The sequence below is a fragment of the Brevundimonas sp. TWP2-3-4b1 genome (genome assembly GCF_049897665.1).
GTDB lineage: Bacteria > Pseudomonadota > Alphaproteobacteria > Caulobacterales > Caulobacteraceae > Brevundimonas > Brevundimonas subvibrioides_B.
In genome coordinates this window covers 12,324-32,366 of the sequence record NZ_JAFCWQ010000023.1, presented here as the reverse complement: position 1 = coordinate 32,366, position 20,043 = coordinate 12,324, and the positions used below count along the sequence as shown (strand labels likewise).

Genomic DNA, 20,043 nt, shown 5'->3' with positions numbered 1-20,043 from the left:
GAGGGCTCGCATCGGGGATGCCCAGGAGCGGCGGCGGTCGAGTGTGCAACCTCTGCGCATCCCACCCTTAAGGTCTCCAAAACCATGGCTGTGCACCCGGCATTCGTGGGTGGCTGGTATGACGAAAGGCTCAATGGAAGAGCCGCTCGCATGACGCCCCGCCGCCTGGTAAGCCTTCTCCGCATCACGGCCGGCGTGTGCGCTGTCGGCTTGACGGGTCTGTTGCTCGGTCCGTTCCAGGGCCTGGAGCAGGCGTTTCACCTGACCGACAAGGAAGCCCATGCCCTCGCCTTCTTCGGCGTGACGCTCGGGTTGTTCGCGATCGCACCCCGGTTTCGGAGAACGGACCTGGCGCTTGGCGCCCTGGCCTTCGGCGTGCTGATCGAACTGGCCCAAGGCCTCACTGGACGCAGCGTTTCTCTGATCGACCTGATGGCGGACGGCGTCGGCATCCTCGCGGCGCTCGCCCCCGGCATGGTGGAGCGGCTGAGACACCATGTGCGAACCTCGCCTGATGTCGATTTCGCCAGCATCCGGGCGAGGGACCGTCGCTCTGGGGCCGCCCCTGTCGCCGCCTCGCTCATCCAGGCCGAGACCGCACAGCCCGTAGCAGCGGCGGTCCGGACGCGCTGAGCCTTTGGTCCATCACGTCATCACCCGCGAGGCGCTTTACGAGCGGGTCTGGGCTCAGCCGGTCAGGACGGTGGCGCTGGAGCTGGGCGTTTCCGATGTCGGCCTCGGCAAGGCCTGCCGTTCGGCCGGCATTCCGACGCCGCCGCGCGGCTTCTGGACCCGGATCCATCATCGCAAACCGCCCCCGCCCCGTCCGCCGCTCGAGGCGCGGCCCGATCAACGCGACTGGGTGGTGATCGCGCCGGCGAGGTCGCGGGTCCGGGTCTCTCCCCTGCCCTCTGCAACTTTCCATCCGCCGCTGGACGGCCTCGACCTTGCGAGCCTCGTTGTGAGCCCGGTCGAGCGGATCCCGGACTGGCCTGTCCCGGCGCCTGTCCGAGGCCCGGTGTTCGCCGGCCGACCTCGCAGGCCCTGGGGCGACTGAGAGGTCCGGGTGGGCGGATCGCACCAGGAAACGAACCAAAGGCGCACATCAGGTCTTATCCGAAATCGAAAAACACCCCGTCTTGGGCCATACTCCATTACGGTGCCCCAGGTTGCGTGCCCATTTCCACCCTTTCGACGACGCCAGACAGGATCCCGCCCCTCCCATGCTGTCGCGCCTCTTTCCCAAACGCTCCGCCCGACCGGTGTCGCGCACGCCGCCCGACTGCGTCGTCTGGGCCGTGGGCGACATCCATGGGCGTTCAGATCTGTCCGACCGCCTGATCCAGGCCATTCGCGCCGACCTCCATGCCGCCGAGGCTTCGCGCAAGGTGGTGGTCATGCTCGGCGACTACGTCGATCGCGGGCCCGATTCAAAAGGGGTGCTGGATCAGCTGGTCAACCTGGCCGCCGATCCCGCGCTGGAGGTCCGGCTCCTGCGCGGCAATCACGAAGACCGGATGCAGGCCTTCCTTGACGATCCGCAGATTGGCCCGTCCTGGTGCGACTACGGCGGTCGCGAAGCGCTTGTCTCCTACGGCGTCAATCCGCCGCCGATGCGCGGCGACGAAGGCGCCTGGGCCGAGGCGTCGCTGGCGCTCGGCCAGGCCCTGCCGGCCTCGCATCGCGCCGTTCTCGCCAGGCTGGAGACCTCGGTCTCCATCGGCGACTATTTCTTCGCTCACGCCGGCGCACGCCCGGGCGTGGCGCTTGAGGCCCAGTCGCCCGACGACCTGATGTGGATCCGCCAGCCCTTCCTGGATCACCCCGCACTGTTCGAGCAGGTGGTCGTCCACGGCCACACCCCGGGCGAGGCTGTCTATTCCGACGCCCGACGCATCGGTGTCGACACCGGCGCCTATGCGACCAATGTCCTGTCGGCGGTCCGGCTCGAACACGAGACGCGGATCCTGCTGCAGGCAACGGGTCGGGCGGATCGCGTCGCGATCACGACCTCGGCCCTGGGCCCGGGCTCAAAAACCGGTTGAGCAGCGCCAGGCCTCGAACAGCGGCAAACCCTCGCGGGCCCACGGCCAAATGGGGACTGACGACGGCTCTTGGCGGTTCCCGTTCATTGATGCACACTCGGATCTCGTCACGAGCCGTCCGGTTCGGCGATCACTGGCCCGGCCCGCCCCCCATGCGGTCAAGCCCTGTTTTACCAGCTCGACCTCATGCCCGATTTAACTACGAAACAGGCCCGTCAGGCGACACGGCTCAAGATGGCCGTGGATCTCGCACGAGCCGATTATGACAGGGCTCAGGGTCCTGGATGGTCGGAGCGGGAGCTCCAGGCCGCCCTAGCCCACTACCGCCTGTGCGACAAAACATACCGGGCCTTCATGGCGCAAGGGCCCCATCAGGACGAGCCGGCGCTGTCAGGGAAACTTCCATCGGCTGAAAAGCGCCCCACCCGTCTAGATTCAGGCAACGGCAGCCGCCCAAGCGGTCATCGCATCGGCGCGGAAACGTCGAAGGGTGGGTCTGCTGATCAGATGACGTTGGATGTTGAAGGTGTTGTAGATCGCCGCGTGGGTGGTGAGGAATCTCTGGGCTGAGGCCTGGGATTTGAACCGCTGCTGCTGTCGTTCTCGTCGTCGGATCGGGAGGTGGGAGTTCTCCACTCGATTGTTCTCGCGGAGCCGACCTGGCCGGTGCAGATGCCTCAGATCCAGCTGATCCAGAGCGGCTCCGTAAGACGCCAGGCCGTCCGTCGTGATCGTCTTCGGCTCCACCGGCTGGTTGTGGAGAAGGCGTCGGAGAAGCCTCAACGCCGCCTCTGCGTCCCGCCGGCGCTGGACCACGAGGTCCAGGACTTCGCCTTCATCGTCGACAGCGCGCCACAGATACATCCGCTTCCCGCGATCCAGCAGACCATTTCATCCTGGTGCCAGCGCGGTGAAGGTATTGGCCGTCGCCGCTTCAACCGCCTGGCGATCAGCGGCCCGAACTTGATCGTCCAGCACCGGATCGTCTCGTAGCTCACCTCGACCCCGCGCTGCGCAAGCAGCTCCTCGACGTCGCGGAAATTGAGGCTGAAACGGAAGTACAGCCACACGGCATGGCGGATCACGTCCGCCGGAAACCGGTGGCGCTTGAACGAAATCGCGTCACGAAACATCATCCCCATCAGCGGTTTAGGCTGCGTTCAGTGGAGACATGTTCGCATTAAAGTGACAGCACCCACCGGGGAAAGCAGACATTCTGCGGATGCAAAAACTGAGTCGATGGCAAGCCACCTCAACAGCCGCGACATCCACCAAGACTGCGGAAGCGACGCGGGGCCCCTTGTGTATCAGGCCGCAACAACATTGTTCTTTGACTTATATGCCGGGTTAATATCGAAATGAGTCTTTTGGGGGGTAAAAGCGCATGATGCGAGACTCCGGATGGCTTGCGGCGGCCTTGATAGGCGTCGGCTTGGCCGGCCCGGCAGCCGCCCTCACTGCGACCACCATTTGCGAGACCACCGGGCCGTCGTCGGCCTATACCGTGAAGGTCACCGATATCGGCCCGACGGTCACCTATCCCCAGACCATCGTGGTCCCGGCCTACCAGATCAGGAACGGCGTCTGCCTGATGCCCCTGTCCCCGGCCGACCGCGCCCGCGTCGGCCGCGCCCGATAGCGGGCCGTCCCATCAACGATCGAACGGCCAAGGAGGCCAACAGATGATACCTATGTCAGAAGACCCAGCCCCTGCCGTCGCCCCGCGTCAAGGTATGGATTTCGTCGGCCTGGCCGCCGCCCTCGCCTTCATCGCCGTCAGCCCCTCCGCCGCCGGCGCCACTGAAAGAAGCGCCGATCAGTTCCGCCAAGACGCCTTTTCAGCCGCGGCGAGCCTGACTTCACCGTCCTTCGAGGCCGTCGCCCGGAACGCCGGGAGCTTCCGCCTGGCCCAAAGCACCGAGGGCGAAGACAACGGGGAGTGTGACGAATACGCCGGGGAGGATTGCAACTCCGACGATGAAAACCAGTTTGGCACCTTCCACTTCGATTACCTGCCGTCCGACCCAACTTTCCTGGAGTCCTGGTACGATTTCCAAAATGAAGTCGATGTGGACAACGTATTCAATCATTGGGGCCCTCCGTGGGCTCACCCGGGTAGGAGAAGTATGTATGGACCCGGGGGCCTGGGCGTCAGGTGCTTGGTCGGTGGCGGCGCGATCACGTTCATTGTCAGGACCCGCAGGATGGGCTGCTGGCGCCCTGCCAATGCACCGCCGGTTCGGGGCGTGAGAGTCCTCCCCCTCGGTCCGGCCGCCCAGCGCGTGCTGACCAGCTGCAGGCTCAGGACCGGTAGCGTCATCTTACGCAACGGCACCTTCGCCTGTATAGCCACGCCCAGGGTTGTGGTCCGCAGGGCGGCAAGTGGCCCGGTCCGCCCATTACGGGGGTGACGGACGGCGGCAAGCGAGCCCCGCAGGTGACCCCTGGCACCGCCGTCAGGGCGCCGACGCCAGCCCCTCGGCGGCCCGGATCTGTCGCAACAGCAACTGGTCGTAGTAGCGCTTCAATGACGTAAGGTCCGGTGCCCGGTCAGCATGGCCCCGGACCGATGTGTCCGCCGCCCCCAGCGGCCCGTTGCACTGCGCCGGGTCGTCCAACATCTGGTCCAGCACCGTCCCGGTTTGGGGCAAAAGGACGCCGAGCTTCAGACACAGGCAGCCATAGGCGAAGGCGAAGGCCGTGCGCCCATTGCCGTCGCGGAAGGGGTGGATCCAGGTGATGCGCCACAGGGCATAGGCCGCGACATCCAGGGCGTCGCCCTCGGTCCAGATCCGCTCCAGCTCGACGAAGAACGCCCCCATCAGCCCCGGAACCGAGTTCCAGGGCGGCGGCCGGAGCAGGGCGCCCCCCTCCTGCCGCAGCTTCACATTCGACTGGCGATAGGCACCCGGCCGCTCCAGCAGGAACACCGTCGCGGCGCGATGCAGGGCGCACAGCGCCTCCTCGTCGGGCATGGGAGGCAGGGCGTCGCCGTCGGCCTTGCGCCCCAGGGACGAGACGATGAGGGCGACCATCAAGCTCCTCAGCCCGACCAGGTTCAGCGCCTCGATCCTTCGGGCCAGCTCGCCGTCCGCCAGTTCCCAGTTGCTGACTCTACCCAACGGACTACCGCGCCCTTCCACGCCATCGCACCAGCGCCGAATGGTAGTGCAGTCCTGCCCCTTTGCAACGCAGCCGCCCGGCGGTGATCATCCTGGAACCGTCAACTCAACGGTGCTGAAGAGTTGAGTCGGTCCGGTCGGAAAGCCCACTCCCCAACCGCTGGATCAGGCGGCGACGGTCGCGGCCTCCCATGACGGAACTGTCAGGTTGAGTCGCCCAAGCCGCACCAGCCCCCGGCCCCACGGTGCGATCAGGCCGCGGCGGTCGCAGCCGCCCACATCCTGGCGACCGCAGCCGCCCGGACGGACGCTATCAGCGCGTTTCCAGGTCCGCGAGCGCGGAGGAAAAGTCCCCAAGGCCATTTCCGACGTAGAGGCGAAGCCACGGCGCATAAACTAACGGGGTTCTGGCGACACCGTTTGCCAGAGAATTGAGGCTCATTCAGCGCAGGCTGGCTACTTCGGCCTGATCAGGAGCGGGCGCTCCGGCAAGACGGCCGACCATCATGAGGACGAGCTCGTTTTCGATCAGGCCATTGTCGAGGTATGCCCGGTAACGAAAGAGGAAGCCCTCATGAAGGTCCGCAGCCAAACCAAGCTCCTCGCGCGTACGCCGCACTGCCGCCTCAACGGCCGGCAGCCGTCAGCCTTCCCGAGGCGGCATTTCCACCGACTACCGGGATCCAGATGCATTACTGTACCGGGGCGACTGGCGCTGCCCTTCTCGTGCGGGGGTCGATGGGCACGCATACGCCGCCGACGCGGTGATGAGGCCGAATGACTACGTTCTGACCATAGGCCCCCACGGGGGTGGAGTTGGGTAGCCTGTAGGTCAAACGATAACTTCCCGATGGTACCACAAACCTACGGGTGTGGCTGGTGGAGGTTGGGTTGACGATCCCGGCGAAGATGTAGTTGGGCCCGTTAGGAAGGCGTTCAAACGTGTATTCAAAGGTGTTGATCGACATGCTGACCACCTCCACAGTGTGTGGCGTGTCACAGCTGTTTCTGACGACCGTAATATCGGCACTAACCGGGCCGGCGACCGCCGCTAATGCGATCATCACGCCGAAAACTTTGAGCGTTTTCATTGTCTATCTCTCCCATACCAAGCGCGAGCGCAGTATATGCGGGCGTTCTGTCGCCCAAACCGATAGGACAAATCGCGAGATGCCTTTAAGCTCGAAGTCAGTATTTCAGGCAGGCACGTCAGTCCGCCTTCAGCACGTCCCCCCGCAACGGGATTTCGCCCTCGACCACGGAGGCGATGGAGAGGCGGTCGCGGACGCTCTCGACTCGGACCTGGCCGATGCGAGCCATCTCAACGTCAAGCACCTCGCCAGTCCGTGGATCTGTTAGGGTGCGACCGGGCCGCCAAACGCTGAGGGTCAAACCGGCCTGCACGTTCCGGTCTGCCCCCGCGTTCAAATAGACGCCGGTTTCCGACGCATCGACGACCACTGCCGACCAGGGCACATTGCGCATACCCGCGGCAATCTGATCCACCGCCCTCATAATGGCGTCCTCCCCGGCTTGGCCGATCGGGGTAGCTCGGAACATTTCGCCGCCGACGGTCGCCCCCGACCAGGTATTGACCAGTCCGGCGTCCGAGGTGCGCGACGAGGCGCTGCCTTGTGCGCTGGAAGTCGAGACGACTTGCCCGGTGGAGGTATTCACCAGCCGCAGCGATATTTCCATGACCGCCCGCTGACTGCGGGTTCCCGCCCGACCGCCCAGCAGAGATCCGAGCCCACCGCCGATGCTCAAGCTGCTGCCACCGGCGGCAGCCTCGTATTTTGTGACAACCCCACGAACGATGGCGCTGGCCTCAGACGCGCCCGCTCCCTCGATCACCACGAACCGCCCATCCCGAACCAGGGCCTGGATCAGCAAGGCGGTCATGCCATCCGCGGTGACCGCTCCTCCGACGGATTCCGTGGCCTGGAACGTGTCGACTGCGACGGTCTGCTTTAGCCCTTGGTAAGGGGCACGGTCCTGAGCAACGGCGGCGACAGGTAGGGTAATCGCGCCGGCAAAAAATAGGGCCGTCGCCGCCAACATCCGCCGGCGGCCAAAGAGCGCGTTAATCATGCTCATCGCGCCAGACGGACTGGGCCCGTGAAACCTAATCCTGACATCATGCCACTATCCCTCCTCGCTTGAAAAACATCGATTTTCAAGCTGGTCACGGACCGGTATAGCTGTCAAGCCGCAGTTGCATATGGACGATCGGTCACCGCTTAACACGAGCCTGCAAGCATCGGGTCGGCGCATGGCTGACCAGCATTCGCTTTGTTCGCCACTCCCGGCCGCGCTGTTGATATCCGCGACAAATCTTCAGGCCCGCATGTCTCAACGTTTACTTGATCGCAGTCTCTCACTGCTAACGAACTCGGAAGAAAAACCGTCAGTATTTTCTTTCTGAGGAAGTTTGACACACCGCTTCCAACGTGGGCACCTGCGTTCGCTCAAACGTTGATCGGGGAGAATTTGCGTGGATAGACGAGTGTTCCTGGCTCTTGGTGTTCTGGCTGCGGCAGCCGGCTCCCCCGCTTTTGCCCAACAGGTCCGCACCGCAGGCGAAAAGGGACAAATGCTGCATGTCCGCCCGGCTGAACTGATTCGGGCCATCTATCGTGTGGCCTTGTTACGCAACGGCGCGGCCGTCGGGACCCAGGCCTTGGTAAAACTGGGGCACAACCGCGCCGAAGCGAGCCAGATGACGGGTCTCGCGATCAGCATCGTCCGCAAATGCCGTTCGCTCGACAATTTCCTCAGGCTCGCGGACGGAAGCCGGCCGGAGGGCGTCATGCTAGATGATCGAGAAATCGCGTTGCTGCGCAGCGTCGGAGTGCCCCGTGGGGGTGCGGCTGGAGCGCGTGTTTGGGAAGGCAATTCGGGCCGGACTTGGGAAGGAAGCGAGATGATCGCCGCTCCTCGCCCCGGCGACAACCGACCACAGACGATTTGGGACGGCCGGACCTGGGAAGGCTCGGCGAGATGACAGCAGCGCCGGGTCGTTGACCCTGGCCGCGAGCGTGTCACCGTTATTGATCGACCATGACGCCCTGACCCAACTGCTCGGGGCGTCAGGTATTGTCGATCCTGCGCTTGCCCAACAAGTCGGCATCTTGGCCGGCCGCTTCCCGATGCCCGTGCAGCGCGATCTATTCCTCGAAATCGAGTTTGGGGACGAAGCGGTTCCGGCGGGTTTCGGGGTCGGTTTTCCGGCGGGCGCGCTCGATCGTTTCCGGGCGCTCCAACATCCGTTCCTGACGAGCGCGCTGGGACAATCACTTGAGGCGGCGTTCGCCGACGATCCATTCGCGGCCGACCACCGCGAACATCTCAACCTGTTCGGCGATCCTGATCCGGACTGGGTCGAATACGATGTCAGCAACGACCGCATCGACGCCACGCCATTCGTCTTCTTCCGCCTGCCGTCTCGCTTGCGTCGCCTGGCCAATGCGCAGGAGGTCCGCGCGCTTTGCGCCATCCTTCCCGGCGAGGCGGAGAACGGCGATTTCGAGCGTCTGCTCAACCGGATCGTGGCGTTGGGACCGGCCAGCCCCTACCGGATCGGCGTCGCCCGCAGTCGGGGTGCGGGTTGGTGGCGCGCCATCGTCACCGATCTGGATCGCGAGCAGGTCGTCGTCGCGCTTGAGGGTCTCGGCGCCTCTGATTATAAGGGGCCGCTGGGTCCGGCGTTGCGACTGTACGAACAGGGGATGGATCGGTCAGGGGCCCGCTTTGCGCTCTCCATCGACGTCCTGGACGACCGGATCACCGCCGTGGATGTCGAATGCCCGTTCCTGTTTCGCATCGCCAACCCCGAGGCTCGGGCGGGCCCGCTATCTAACTACGTCCGTGAAATTGCCGACCTTGGGATCGTGTCCGGGGCGACCGCCGCCTGGACCAGGGATAATGTGGTGCGCGACGTGAGACTGCCTCAAGGAGGGGCCAGCCTGAAAATCATGCTGCACCACCTCAAATTCCGCCTCTTTGGCCAACCTCATCTGAGGACCAAGGCCTATCTGCATCTGGGCCTGACGTCCGATCCCGCTACGGTCGCCGTGACATGACCGGCACCATGGTCATCAACATCGGTTGGGCCCGCGCCGCCTCGACCGCCCTGCGTCAGAACTTTCTGGCCCGGCATCCGGATATCGTCACCGCCGGCAGCGACCAGCGCGTCGACGAAGGGCCGGCCGCCACAATCCTGTCCGTCCTCAAGACCGCCGACGACGACGAATTTCGTCACCGGGCCCCGGCGCTGAGAGACCTCTGGGACGACTACCGACGCAAGACCGACGGGCCGGTCTGCCTCTCCGACGAGGAACTCTCCATCGGCCTGCCAGGCCGTACTCGTCCGGTGGTGGTTGCCCGTCGCTGCGCCGAACTGTTTCCAGAGGCCCGCATCCTCGCCGTGGTGCGCGAGCCCGTCGACGCCATCGGCAGCTTCTATGGCCTGGCCCAGCGCGAGACCTTCCGTGACCCGACGCCCTTTCCGGACTGGCTGGACCGCTACTTCCTCGCGCCGTCGGACGGCGCTGGCTTCGCCTATCTCTACGCCCACGGCGAGACGCTCACGGCTTGGGGCGCAGGTCGGCCTCAGGCGAACATGATGGTGCTCGACTATCGCCGCCTTCGGACGGACCCGACCGGTGCCTATGCCAACATCGCACGGTGGCTGGCGGTCTCCGAGGCGGCCTGCGAAGCCCTCCCCAATTCGATCGTTAATGCGTCGCCGGCGGGACCGCCGACGTGGCCAGCCGACCGCGCCGCAGCCATTCGGGCGCTCTATGACGCCGACAACCGGATTCTGGCGGAAACTTGGGGGGTGGACTTCAACCAGTCCGCGATTGGTGACGCGCTGTTGACCGATGCTGTCTGACTTCGGTGGATTCCCGCCCGGCACGCCACAGGCGGTCTGTCGCCCGACCAGCCTGTATGAGCTTCAAGCTGCCATGGCTGACTGCGCCGCCCGCCGTCGACAGATGCGGACCCGCTGCTTTGCCCATTCCATGAACGGCATGGCGGTGCCCCGCAGCGATGAGACCCTGATTGACCTGACCGGCGTTCGCCACATTGTCTGGAATGGGCGGGGCGCCATCACCGTCGGCGCCGGTCTGGCAGTCTGGGACCTGGACCAATATGTCCGCCGCTTCGGCTGGAAGCTGCCAGTGGTCAATGACGGCGGCGCCGCGGCCTCCTCGGTCGGGGGGCTGATCGCCGCCGGCGGCATCGGCGAGGGCTGTATGCTCCACGGGGGCTTCTGGGAGTCCGTCGCCAGCCTGGTTCTCGTTACCGCGGCCGGGGAAGTGCGGACAGTGACCCGCGACAACCCAGTGTTTCCCTGGCTGTTCGGCAGTTTCGGCGCTCTGGGCGTCGTCTATGAAGCCGTCATTGATCTGGTCCCCGCATCTTCGGCCCGGCCGAGGCGCGTCGTTGATACGCCCGCCCTGCCCGAGCAAGCCCGCACGGTCTGGCCGCCGCACCTGTGGTTGACCCTCTTCGTGACCGGGTCCCAGCTTGAGGACGCGATCGCCTGTCTTCATGACCTGGCTTCAGCCAATCCAGGGGTCTGGCGACCGCGCTCCGCCTATGAGTATTTTGTGCTGCACCGGCGCTTCAACCCGCCGCTGGTTTTCGAGGCGGGCCGGGACTTCATCGCAGTGGGCGTATGGGGCGACCGGTCGGGGGAAGACGCTGATTTGAGCGGATACCTAGCCATGGAAGCGGGGTTCCAGGCCCTCGTCGAGGCCCGCGGATGGCGGCGGTATTTCCAGTCGGAGCTGATCCGAGATCGCCGGCCGCTGGATCGTTATGTCGGATCCGACACCGCCGACGCCTTCCATGCGCTGAAGGCCGCATGGGACCCGGCGGGCTTGCTCAACGCCTTCATGGCGCCGGCCTGAACCTCTCTGCCGCCCAGAGCATGAGCAGTTTACGCCGGATTTGCCGGAGACCTTAGCGTTTGCCTGACAGCACCCGCCCATCCCAGTTCGGCGGACCTTGAACTACGGACCGTCCAAAGCGTAGGCTGACCTGAGACAAGGCGGAGTGGCTTCGGCCTAAACGGAGCGGACACTGCCACTGCCGGAGTTTGACCTGTGACAACATCTATCTACCGCTCCTTGATGGTCCTCGTCGCCTGCGCGGCTCTGGGTCTGCCGCTTGCCGCACATGCACAGTCGAACCCTGTCACCACCGTGACGGCGCCGGCGGGCGGCATGATGGCCAGCGGCGCGCCATTCACGGTCCAGTGGACCAGTCCAGGGCAGGGCACGATTCACATAGAACTTGTACTGGCCAACGCCGTCAATCCTGTGGCAACTCTGGCAACCGGCCTCGCCAATACAGGCCAGACCCAAGTCTCCCTTCCAGCCACAGTGGAATGCAACCCTCAGCAGTTCTATAAAGTCAGGGTCACAAGATACTATACAACCAACAACGGCTACTATCACTACAATATCACCGGCGAGAGCCCGCCATTTAAGTTTACGTGCCCTATCACGGTTATCAAGCAGGTGGTCAACACAACCGGCCGGCCATCCTCCGGCGCCATCTTCCGGATCAGGGTCCAGTGCGAACCGGGGTCGCAGACCATGGTCGACATCCAGGCCTCAGGCAGCGGGCCGTTCACGCGCAAGGTTCACGTGCCGCCCAACAGCACCTGGTGCACCGTTCAGGAAATCTCCACGTCCATGACACCAGCCGGCTGCACCTGGCTGACCACTTATCCAAGCGGCCAGCAACGAACGCCCGGCGGGCCGCCCGTGACCATCGTGAACACGCTTCAGTGCAGTCCGCTCACCAATTCGGGGCCGCGGTGATCAATGCCGTCAGGGGGGGGCTGACAGGTTAACTGCGCCAAGTCGAAAAGCGCCCTCCCCGTCTCGATTCAGACAACAGCCGCGGCCCAAGCAGTCGCCGCTTCGGCGCGGAATCGGCGAAGTGTGGGTCTGCTGATCAGATGACGCTGGATGTTGAACGTGGGCGCTGTCAGGCTAACTTCCCCAAGGCGCAATGCGCCCTACCCTGGGCTCGATCAGGCAACGGCGGCCGCCCAAGCGGTCGCCGCTTCGGCGCGGAAGCGGCGAAGTATGGGTCTGCTGATCAGATGGCGTTGAGTGTTGAAGGTGTTGTAGATCGCTGCGTGGCTGGTGAGGAATCTCTGGGCTGAGGCTTGGAATTTGAACCGCTGCTGCTGCCGTTCTCGTCGTCGGATCGGCAGGTGGGAGTTCTCAACGCGGTTGTTTTTTCGAAGCCGACCGGGCCGGTGCAGGTGCCTTAAGTCCAACCGATCGAGCGCTGCGCCGTAGGACAAGAGACCGTCTGTCGTGATCGTCTCCGGCTCGACCGGCTGGTTGTGTAGCAGGCGTCGCAGAAGCCTCAACGCCGCCTCTGTGTCCCGCCGGCGCTGGACCACGAGGTCAAGGACTTCGCCTTCATCGTCGACAGCGCGCCAGAGATACATCCGCTTGCCGCCGATCCAGCAGACCATCTCGTCCAGGCGCCAGCGCGGCGACGGGGCCCCTCGCCGCTTCTTCAGCCGCCGGGCGATCAAGGGGCCGAACTTGATGGTCCAGCACCGGATCGTCTCGTAGCTGACGTCCACACCGCGGGCCGCCATCAGTTCCTCAACGTCACGGAAACTGAAGCTGAAACGAAAGTACAGCCAAACGGCATGGCGGATAACATCTGCCGGAAACCGGTGACGCTTGAACGAAATCGGCTTCACGAAATATGATCCCCATCAGCGGCTTACGCTGCGTTCAGTGGAGACAAGTTCGCATTAAAGTGACAGCACCGCCGCCGCCCAGACGGACACAGCCTCGGCGCGGAAGCAGCGAAGGGTGTGTCTACTGACCAGATGGCGCTGGTTGTTGAAGGTGTTATAGATCGCCCCGTGGGTGGTTAGGAATCTTTAGGCTGAAGCTTGGATTTGAACCGCTGCTGTTGGCGTTCTCGTCGTCGGATCTGTGGTGCTGTCAGGCTAGCTTTTGTCGGCGTTACTTAGAGCCAATCGACGCCTCTCGGGCTGGCAAAAAGCGCTGCGAATCCTAAGACGAGCAGCCTCGGTAGAGAGGTTTCAGTGTCGCCTCTAAGGTGCAAAATTCAACCCCGGCCACCGATTGTCGCTTTAACCTGACAGCCCCCGCTATCGGTATCTCGCAGCCACCAACATGAACCCTAGTAATCGTCCGGCTTCGCGCGATCGCAACGGGCGACTGATGGTTCCATGTCAAACAACGATATGTATTCCAAAAGTACGACAGCTGACTTAAGAACGAATTTCTGCGGTCGAAGCGGAAAAGTTGACCGGCTACGCTTGACCTCGCGGATTGAGAGCCGTTTGTGTCCGCTTCCAGGCTGTTTTCGGGCACTCGCCGGCAGCTGAATTCTCTCAGGCTCATCAATGATTGTTATGCGTACGTATCTGCTGGCGTCGTCCATTCTCGTCGGCAGCCTGAGTTTCGCTGCACCGACCTTCGCCCAGGACGCGCAACTTCCCCCTGCCGCCGGCACCCAGACACCGGCCCAAAATGACACCCGCGTCGCCGACGTTGACGTCAATCAGGACGAGGCGACTGAGGTTGACGAGATCGTCGTCACCGGTTCGCGCATTCGTCGCGACCCGACCAACGCCCCCACGCCGTTGATCCAGGTCTCGCGCGAGCAGCTGCTGACCACCGGCCAGTCGACGGTCATCGATTACTTGGCCACCATCCCGGCGCTGTCGAACTCACAAGTGCCGTCCGACACCACTGGCGTCTTGGGCATCGGCGGCCTGTCGTTCGCCAACCTTCGCTCGCTTGGATCGGGCCGGACACTCACGCTGGTGGACGGCCGCCGCCATGTCGGTTCGGCCGGCGGGTCGTTGTCGGTGGACGTGGACACGATCCCGCGCCTGCTGATCCAGGACATCGAGATCGTCACCGGCGGCGCGTCCTCGATCTACGGTGCCGACGCAGTCTCGGGTGTGCTCAACTTCGTCCTGCGCAAGGATTTCGAAGGGCTCGAGATCGACGCCAACTACGGCCAGATCAATCAGGACGGCGAGGCCAGCCAGCGCATCTCCGCCTTGCTGGGCCACAATTTCTTCGACGACCGTCTGAACCTCTACGCCTTCGCCGAATATGAGACGCTCGATGCGGTGAACTCGCTCGACATCGACTGGCTGCGCGAATCCCGCGGCCTCATCGGTGTTGACGCCGACCCCGCCGCGGCCCGCAACGATGGCATCCGAGACACCCGGCTGTTCACCAACTACGTCACGCTCCAGCGTCCGCGCTGGGGCCAGACGACCCTGGCCAACAACCAGCAGGCAAGCGCGCTCAATGATCCCGACGTCCCGTTCGCCAACTGCTCGCTAAGCATTTCCGGCCTGACGGCGGCCGCCTGCTACTCGGTCGAACCGGGCCGCACCTTCGTCTTCGACGGCACAACGGCGCGCCTAGCCAACTTCGGCACCCGCATCGGTGAGACTGGTGCCAACCGTCCGAACAACATTGGCGGCGATGGCGACAACCCCGCGACCTTCAGCACCATCACTCGCGTGCCCCAGTCGGAATCGCAGCGCTATCAGGTCGGGGCCAATTTCCAGCTGACCAGCGACATCTCCGCCTTCGCGGAAGCCAAATACGTGACCGAGGACACGGAGTTCTCGTCCCAGCCGGACTTCTACGACTTCATCATCCGCAACGGCGTCGTCGGGACCAATGAGGTCCAGCCGGCCTACGGCTTCAACGTCTTTGGTGTGAACCTGGGGGACAACGCCTACCTGCCGAGCAACCTGCGGACCGCGATCCTGGCCAACCGCATCACCACCTATGCGGCGCCCAGCTCGACCAACCGTGACGCCCCGAGCGTCGTGACCGGCACCGTCGCCGCACCCTATGCGCGTCACACCCTGTTCGGCGAAAACCGCGACCAGATCAGCACCCGCGAGCTGCAGCGCTACGTCGTCGGCCTGCAGGGCACCTACGACCAGTTGAGCTTCGTCAAGAACATCGACTGGAGCCTGTCCTACACCTACGGCCAGGTCGACGTCGAAGAGACCGAGACCGGCACCGACGCCCTGCGCGTCCTGCTCGCCTCCGACGCCATCGTCGACACCAACGGCGTCCTCGGCGCCCGGGGTGCGATCGTCTGCCGCTCGCGCGTCATCGCTGCCCAGGGCGGGATCGTCGACGACTACCTGATCGGCAACAACGACCTGCGCGATTCGGCCGTCGGCGCCGCCGCTGTGGCCCAGTGCCAGCCCCTCAACATCTTCGGCGTCGGCAACCAGAGCCAGGCCGCGCGCGACTACATCAACGCCGAGATCACCTACACCGAGCGCAACGAGCAGGAAGATTTCATCGGCTCGGTCGCCGGCCAGCTCTGGGACTTCTGGGGTGCCGGTCCTATCGGCGTGGCCCTCGGCTACGAGCATCGCCGCGAGTACACCGAAGCTGTGGGTCGCGACGCCTCCACGGCCGGTCGCGTCCTGTTCCTGAACGGCGGCCCGGACTTCCCGGGCGCGGAGTACAAGAGCGACGAGTTCTTCGCCGAGGCGTCCCTGCCGCTGTTCCGCGATTCCTTCATGGGCGAATACGCCGAGCTCAGCGGCTCGTACCGCTCGTTCGACTACACCACCGCCGGCAAGGGCGACGTCTACGGCGTGAACCTTGTCTACCGTCCGATCGAGGACATCACCTTCAAGACCAGCTTCAACACCTCGTTCCGCGCGCCGGATCTGGGTGAAAACTTCTCACCCCTGGGTGAGACCTTCGCCAACGGGTTCGTCGACCCGTGCGCCACGGCCAACATCATCCTTCAGAACGCCGACATCCGCGCTAACCGCGTCACCAACTGTACGGCCCTGGCGGCGCAGCAGGGCCGCACCTTCGACTTCAACGGCACCACCGCCACCAACACCGACGACTTCAATCCGCAGTACGACGGCGGAGGCGTATCTGGAGTCACGGGCGGCAACCCGTTCCTGACGCCTGAAGAATCGGAATCCTTCACCTTCTCGGCCGTCCTGCAGCCGCGCTTCATCCCGAACTTCACCTTGGTGCTCGACTACTACGAGATCGAGATCAACCAAGTCATCGCGTTCATCTCGGCCCAGACAGCGGCGAACAACTGCGTCAGCAGCGCCAGCCTGAACAGCGCAGCCTGCTCGGTCATCTTCCGCAACAACCCGGCCGTTCCGTTCGGCCTCGGCGCGCCGGCCAACGACCCGATCGGCGGCTTCATCGAAGGCGCCGGCAACTACGCCGCCCTGACCACGCGCGGTTTGGATTTCACCGCCCGCTACAGCTACGACTTCGACGAGATGATGGGTCGCACGTGGGGCCGCCTCGACTACTCGATCGCCGGCTCCTGGCTGATCGAGCAGGAGAATTTCCTCGATCCGGCGGTACCGTCCAACTTCACCAGCGATCGGGGCAACCTGTTCTTCCCCAACGTCCGCTTCACCTCATCTTTGACCTATACGCCGAACGAGATCTGGAGCGTCAACTGGACGGCGGACTGGCAGTCGGCGAACAACATACAGCGCAACCGCGACTTCGTGCTGAACATCGACAACCGCGAGACCCAGTATAACGACACCGGCAACTTTGTGCGCAACGACTTCACGGTCCGCTACAAGGTCCGTGACGATCTCTCGGTACGAGTTGGCGTGGTCAACGCCTTTGACGAGGAACAGAGCCCGGCCCTAGCCCAGACCCTGTATTCCAACTTTGATCCCAATGGCCGCCGATTCTTCGTTGGCCTCAACTTCCGCCCGTTCTGACTGAATGACGCGGTGAACTGACGGGGGCGGCTCATGCGAGCCGCCCTTTTTTTGAGATGAATGCACCAGCCGGACTCTGCAGACGGGCGACATTGGTCAGGATCGGACTTCCCCTACCCGCTTTGCGCCTAAGCCCCATTCCGCGAAACGGCTCCGCCAGTTCGCTGACTGACAACACCATCTGCCCGCACCCGATAAATGGCGGGCCGTGGGACCCGACTATCACCGACGACTTGCATTCGAATGCAAAAGTCGTTCAATACGCAGATGTCCATGCGTGCAGATAATCAGCGGCTGGAGAGCCGTATCGTCCGGTACGGCGATCTCATTCCCTGTACCACCGCCTTCATCGATGCCCGGACCCCGGGCTCGGACGCGAAGGAAAACTTCACAATCATCGGTCCCGGGGTGGCGGAAAATCCGGACCAGCACGTCCACATCACCGAACCCCATGGGTTCAACATCGGCGGCGCGCGTCAGCCGCCGGGTTGCCTGAACTCCCAGCATTTCCATGAGACGGCAGAGGTCTTCTTCGTGCACTCGGGGCGCTGGGCGTTTCGGACCGGCGAGCATGCCGATGAGGGCGAGGTGGTGATGGAGCCAGGTGACACCATTTCCATCCCCGTGCATGTATTTCGCGGGTTCGAAAACGTCGGCGCCGAGCCCGGCTTCCTTTACGCCGTCCTGGGCGGCGACGATCCGGGCCGGGTCGTCTGGGCCCCTGATGTGCTTGAAAATGCGCGCGGTCATGGTCTGGTGCTTCTGGAAAGCGGCCGACTGATCGATACCCTTTCCCGTCACTCCGTGCCCAAAGACGATCCCGTGGTTCAGCCCGAGACTCGCGCGGCGCTGGAGCGCATCGTCCGACAGATCGACACCACGACGCTCGGGACCGTCGTGGTGCGGGGCGGATCCCGGCTAGGTACGGTGCCGGGCGCGCCCGCCGGCGTGGTCGAGCAGACGGTTCTGGGCGAGGCGAACCTATCGGAGCCCGCGCCCGCGTCGCCGCTGGCCTGGTCACATGGCTTCGTCTGCCGGCGCGTGCGCCTGGCGCCCGGTTCGCGAACGCCGGCGCTCAGGCGCCAGGACGCCGAGGTCATCTTCGTGCATGCTGGCGGGCTGGAGCTTGAGGTCGAGGGCGAGCATGCGCATCTGGCGCCGGGCGACACAGTGACCATCCCCGTCGGGGCGGTCCGCCGCTTGAGCTCGCGGACAGGGGCCGACCTGTTCGTGACGCGGGCGGGCAATGCGCCTCAGCCGGCGGAACTCCTCGACGAGGCCACCTCTTGACCGGACCTCCTCGTGACCTGGAACGCTGATCCCCATGCCCCCTCCCCGGCCGGACGGTCGATCGAGGATCTGCTGAGCCCACACCCGCTCCGCCAGGCGCTGACCGGATTCGACCCGGACTACAGCGACATCGTCGATTACATCATCCGCTGCACCCACCGGATCTGGGAAGAGAAGAACGTCGGGCTATGCCGCTCGCACTATGGTGCGGACTGCCGCATCCATACCCTGGCCGGGCCGGTGCGGGGGGTGGAGGCCGTCGTCGCCAATACCTTGGCGACACTGGCGGCCTTTCCCGACCGCTGCCTGATCGGCGAGGATGTGATCTGGAGCGAGGACGCACCCGGACTGTTTCACACCTCGCACCGTATCGTCAGCCTGATGAGCCATCTGGGCGACGACGCCTTCGGGCCCGCGACCGGGCTGCGCGCTCAGGTCACGACCATCGCCGACTGTATGGTGCGCGAGAACCGGATCGTCGAGGAGTGGCTGGTCCGCGACAATGCCCAGCTCGCGCGCCAGCTCGGCCTCGACCCGTGGACTGTGGCGCGTGCCCAGGCCGAGGCGGATCAGGCCCTGGACCCGGAGGTTCACGCCTGGCGCGGTCTCGAAATCGAACGGGTCCGCTCGGGCCGTGGGCTTGTCGATGCCGTGCCGGATGACCACCCGGCGATGCCGCTGACAGCCATGCTGACCACCGCCGTAAATGAGGGCGACCTGGGTCGCGCGGCCGAGAGTCTGTCCGTGGCGGTCGAGGGCGTCTGGCCCTCGGGGCGGCGGTGGTTCGGGCGCGGCGGCTGGATCGGAGCGATGAACCAGGTGACCGCCCAACTCGAAGCCCCCCGTCTGGTCATCGACCACTGGGCCGCGACCGGCCTGCCCGACGATGACATCGCCGTCGCCCTGCGCTGGTCGTTGGCGGGCCGCCATGTTCGGGGTGGCGTCCATGGCCGGGCGACCGGACGCGACCTGCTGATCCTGGGCGTCAGCCACTATCGAGTGAGGGACGGCAGGGTGGTCGAGGACGTCACCGTATTCGACGAACTGGCCCTGCTGCGTCAGCTGGCCGGAGGCCTGGGCGCATGACGGTCCTGGGCACATTGCTGCACGGCGAAGGCCCCCCCGTCCTCCAGACCTGTCGGTTCGAGGGCCGGGGCGGACAGGTCTATGGACGTGAGGCGATCGGCGGGCTTCTGGCGGCGCTGAGACCCTCTCTGGCGGTCGCCGATCTGGATATCGAAACCGATCGCCTGGGCCTCTGGATGGATGCGGACCACGCGGTCGTTGCGGATCTTGGCCGGGGCCTGGTGCAGAGGTTGTGGATCCTGGGCGAACAGGAAACGCTCGATCCGCCCTCGGTACTGAACATTCCGGTCGACCCGGACCTGAATCAGGCAGGCGGATCGGTGCGGTTCGAACCCGCTGATCACCCCGACCTTCGCCCCGAGCACCGCGACGACCTGGCGACTGCCGTGGGCGACTGGCCGGGGCTGGATCTTGCCCGGTTCAGACCCGTGGTGTTGCGCGCCGCGTCGATGGGCGGGCGGGTCATCGGCTTGACGCGGCTGGAAGGCGAAGCGACCAAGGGTCGGCCTGTCCCGATTGCATTCAACGGGCTGGTCGTCGTCGATGAGGCCGCCACCCTGTACCGCACAGATGGTGCGGGTCGCGCGGCTGGGCAGCGTCGCGGCTGGACGCCGCGCCTCTAGTTCCGGGCTTGCACCCTACACTGTGCTTCTTTTGCGACACGCTCTCTGCATTCGAATGCAAAACCCGTGGACAAGACAAGCATTCG

20 protein-coding genes and 2 pseudogenes are annotated in these 20,043 nt (G+C 64.6%); 13 read left to right on the top strand and 9 right to left on the bottom strand.

Annotated elements, in window-relative coordinates:
• Positions 1 to 150: 150 nt before the first annotated feature.
• The 3 genes from ACP7A5_RS14990 to ACP7A5_RS14980 all read left to right on the top strand — a co-directional run bounded on the left by ACP7A5_RS14990 (position 151) and on the right by ACP7A5_RS14980 (position 2,045).
• Complete coding sequence (locus ACP7A5_RS14990) at positions 151 to 633, top strand: hypothetical protein (RefSeq protein WP_426042664.1); 483 nt, start codon at positions 151 to 153, stop codon at positions 631 to 633.
• 4 nt (positions 634 to 637) lie between these two features.
• Positions 638 to 1,057, top strand: coding sequence for a hypothetical protein (locus ACP7A5_RS14985; RefSeq protein ID WP_426042663.1), 420 nt, complete (start codon positions 638 to 640; stop codon positions 1,055 to 1,057).
• Positions 1,058 to 1,223: 166 nt separating this feature from the next.
• Positions 1,224 to 2,045, top strand: a complete 822-nt coding sequence (locus ACP7A5_RS14980) for a metallophosphoesterase family protein (protein ID WP_426042662.1) — start codon at positions 1,224 to 1,226, stop codon at positions 2,043 to 2,045.
• A 435-nt stretch (positions 2,046 to 2,480) separates the two neighbouring features.
• On the opposite strand, the pseudogene ACP7A5_RS14975 reads toward ACP7A5_RS14980, so the two are convergent.
• Positions 2,481 to 3,178: pseudogene (locus tag ACP7A5_RS14975) on the bottom strand (IS6 family transposase).
• Positions 3,179 to 3,429: 251 nt separating this feature from the next.
• Here ACP7A5_RS14975 and ACP7A5_RS14970 point away from each other — a divergent pair.
• Positions 3,430 to 3,684 carry a hypothetical protein gene (locus ACP7A5_RS14970; RefSeq protein WP_426042661.1) on the top strand — a complete coding sequence of 85 codons (255 nt, stop codon included), beginning with the start codon at positions 3,430 to 3,432 and terminating at the stop codon, positions 3,682 to 3,684.
• Positions 3,685 to 3,739: 55 nt separating this feature from the next.
• Here the strand turns inward: ACP7A5_RS14970 and ACP7A5_RS14965 are convergent, their stop codons facing one another.
• From ACP7A5_RS14965 to ACP7A5_RS14940, 6 genes are all read right to left on the bottom strand, one after another.
• A complete protein-coding gene (locus ACP7A5_RS14965; RefSeq protein WP_426042660.1) occupies positions 3,740 to 3,874 on the bottom strand; it encodes a hypothetical protein in 135 nt (44 codons plus the stop codon).
• Positions 3,875 to 3,904: 30 nt separating this feature from the next.
• Positions 3,905 to 4,135 carry a hypothetical protein gene (locus ACP7A5_RS14960; RefSeq protein WP_426042659.1) on the bottom strand — a complete coding sequence of 77 codons (231 nt, stop codon included), beginning with the start codon at positions 4,133 to 4,135 and terminating at the stop codon, positions 3,905 to 3,907.
• 366 nt (positions 4,136 to 4,501) lie between these two features.
• On the bottom strand, positions 4,502 to 5,167 hold the full coding sequence (locus ACP7A5_RS14955) for a Fic family protein (RefSeq protein ID WP_426042658.1): 666 nt from the start codon (positions 5,165 to 5,167) through the stop codon (positions 4,502 to 4,504).
• Positions 5,168 to 5,609: 442 nt separating this feature from the next.
• A complete protein-coding gene (locus ACP7A5_RS14950; RefSeq protein ID WP_426042657.1) occupies positions 5,610 to 5,786 on the bottom strand; it encodes a hypothetical protein in 177 nt (58 codons plus the stop codon).
• A 73-nt stretch (positions 5,787 to 5,859) separates the two neighbouring features.
• Positions 5,860 to 6,258 carry a hypothetical protein gene (locus ACP7A5_RS14945; protein WP_426042656.1) on the bottom strand — a complete coding sequence of 133 codons (399 nt, stop codon included), beginning with the start codon at positions 6,256 to 6,258 and terminating at the stop codon, positions 5,860 to 5,862.
• 118 nt (positions 6,259 to 6,376) lie between these two features.
• Entirely contained in the window at positions 6,377 to 7,258 is an 882-nt protein-coding gene (locus ACP7A5_RS14940; RefSeq protein ID WP_426042655.1) for a CsgG/HfaB family protein, read from the bottom strand.
• 415 nt (positions 7,259 to 7,673) lie between these two features.
• Here ACP7A5_RS14940 and ACP7A5_RS14935 point away from each other — a divergent pair, with 415 nt between their 5' ends.
• The 5 genes from ACP7A5_RS14935 to ACP7A5_RS14915 all read left to right on the top strand — a co-directional run bounded on the left by ACP7A5_RS14935 (position 7,674) and on the right by ACP7A5_RS14915 (position 12,003).
• Entirely contained in the window at positions 7,674 to 8,171 is a 498-nt protein-coding gene (locus tag ACP7A5_RS14935; RefSeq protein ID WP_426042654.1) for a hypothetical protein, read from the top strand.
• Positions 8,172 to 8,217: 46 nt separating this feature from the next.
• Positions 8,218 to 9,249, top strand: a complete 1,032-nt coding sequence (locus ACP7A5_RS14930) for a hypothetical protein (protein WP_426042653.1) — start codon at positions 8,218 to 8,220, stop codon at positions 9,247 to 9,249.
• A complete protein-coding gene (locus ACP7A5_RS14925) occupies positions 9,246 to 10,061 on the top strand; it encodes a sulfotransferase (RefSeq protein ID WP_426042652.1) in 816 nt (271 codons plus the stop codon). The genes ACP7A5_RS14930 and ACP7A5_RS14925 overlap by 4 nt, the downstream gene beginning before the upstream one ends.
• Positions 10,051 to 11,085: an FAD-binding oxidoreductase gene (locus tag ACP7A5_RS14920; protein ID WP_426042651.1), complete on the top strand. Its 1,035-nt coding sequence runs from the start codon at positions 10,051 to 10,053 to the stop codon at positions 11,083 to 11,085. Before ACP7A5_RS14925 ends, ACP7A5_RS14920 begins: the two co-directional genes overlap by 11 nt.
• 195 nt (positions 11,086 to 11,280) lie before the next feature.
• Positions 11,281 to 12,003 (top strand): Ser-Thr-rich GPI-anchored membrane family protein, encoded by a 723-nt coding sequence (locus tag ACP7A5_RS14915; RefSeq protein ID WP_426042650.1) that lies wholly within the window; start codon positions 11,281 to 11,283, stop codon positions 12,001 to 12,003.
• Positions 12,004 to 12,218: 215 nt separating this feature from the next.
• Here the strand turns inward: ACP7A5_RS14915 and ACP7A5_RS14910 are convergent, their stop codons facing one another.
• Together ACP7A5_RS14910 and ACP7A5_RS14905 are read right to left on the bottom strand one after the other, a co-directional pair.
• Entirely contained in the window at positions 12,219 to 12,911 is a 693-nt protein-coding gene (locus tag ACP7A5_RS14910; RefSeq protein ID WP_426042649.1) for an IS6 family transposase, read from the bottom strand.
• 54 nt (positions 12,912 to 12,965) lie between these two features.
• A pseudogene (locus tag ACP7A5_RS14905) lies at positions 12,966 to 13,097 on the bottom strand (IS6 family transposase); the annotation flags it as partial.
• Positions 13,098 to 13,598: 501 nt separating this feature from the next.
• On the opposite strand from ACP7A5_RS14905, the gene ACP7A5_RS14900 reads away from it, so the two are divergent.
• The 4 genes from ACP7A5_RS14900 (at position 13,599) to ACP7A5_RS14885 (ending at position 19,957) form a co-directional block, all read left to right on the top strand.
• Positions 13,599 to 16,958 (top strand): TonB-dependent receptor domain-containing protein, encoded by a 3,360-nt coding sequence (locus ACP7A5_RS14900; protein ID WP_426042648.1) that lies wholly within the window; start codon positions 13,599 to 13,601, stop codon positions 16,956 to 16,958.
• A 273-nt stretch (positions 16,959 to 17,231) separates the two neighbouring features.
• Complete coding sequence (locus tag ACP7A5_RS14895) at positions 17,232 to 18,248, top strand: cupin domain-containing protein (RefSeq protein ID WP_426042647.1); 1,017 nt, start codon at positions 17,232 to 17,234, stop codon at positions 18,246 to 18,248.
• 12 nt (positions 18,249 to 18,260) lie between these two features.
• Complete coding sequence (locus ACP7A5_RS14890) at positions 18,261 to 19,334, top strand: ester cyclase (RefSeq protein ID WP_426042646.1); 1,074 nt, start codon at positions 18,261 to 18,263, stop codon at positions 19,332 to 19,334.
• Complete coding sequence (locus ACP7A5_RS14885; RefSeq protein ID WP_426042645.1) at positions 19,331 to 19,957, top strand: hypothetical protein; 627 nt, start codon at positions 19,331 to 19,333, stop codon at positions 19,955 to 19,957. The genes ACP7A5_RS14890 and ACP7A5_RS14885 overlap by 4 nt, the downstream gene beginning before the upstream one ends.
• The last annotated feature ends 86 nt before the right edge of the window (positions 19,958 to 20,043 follow it).

What these genes read in the sequence shown, in the direction of transcription:
- ACP7A5_RS14925 (WP_426042652.1), top strand. Translation starts at nt 9,246, where the DNA reads ATGACCGGCACCATGGTCATCAACATCGGTTGGGCCCGCGCCGCCTCG.
- ACP7A5_RS14960 (WP_426042659.1), bottom strand. Translation starts at nt 4,135, where the DNA reads ATGATTGAATACGTTGTCCACATCGACTTCATTTTGGAAATCGTACCA.
- ACP7A5_RS14885 (WP_426042645.1), top strand. Translation starts at nt 19,331, where the DNA reads ATGACGGTCCTGGGCACATTGCTGCACGGCGAAGGCCCCCCCGTCCTC.
- ACP7A5_RS14970 (WP_426042661.1), top strand. Translation starts at nt 3,430, where the DNA reads ATGATGCGAGACTCCGGATGGCTTGCGGCGGCCTTGATAGGCGTCGGC.
- ACP7A5_RS14920 (WP_426042651.1), top strand. Translation starts at nt 10,051, where the DNA reads ATGCTGTCTGACTTCGGTGGATTCCCGCCCGGCACGCCACAGGCGGTC.
- ACP7A5_RS14945 (WP_426042656.1), bottom strand. Translation starts at nt 6,258, where the DNA reads ATGAAAACGCTCAAAGTTTTCGGCGTGATGATCGCATTAGCGGCGGTC.
- ACP7A5_RS14990 (WP_426042664.1), top strand. Translation starts at nt 151, where the DNA reads ATGACGCCCCGCCGCCTGGTAAGCCTTCTCCGCATCACGGCCGGCGTG.
- ACP7A5_RS14940 (WP_426042655.1), bottom strand. Translation starts at nt 7,258, where the DNA reads ATGATTAACGCGCTCTTTGGCCGCCGGCGGATGTTGGCGGCGACGGCC.
- ACP7A5_RS14895 (WP_426042647.1), top strand. Translation starts at nt 17,232, where the DNA reads ATGCGTGCAGATAATCAGCGGCTGGAGAGCCGTATCGTCCGGTACGGC.
- ACP7A5_RS14900 (WP_426042648.1), top strand. Translation starts at nt 13,599, where the DNA reads ATGCGTACGTATCTGCTGGCGTCGTCCATTCTCGTCGGCAGCCTGAGT.
- ACP7A5_RS14980 (WP_426042662.1), top strand. Translation starts at nt 1,224, where the DNA reads ATGCTGTCGCGCCTCTTTCCCAAACGCTCCGCCCGACCGGTGTCGCGC.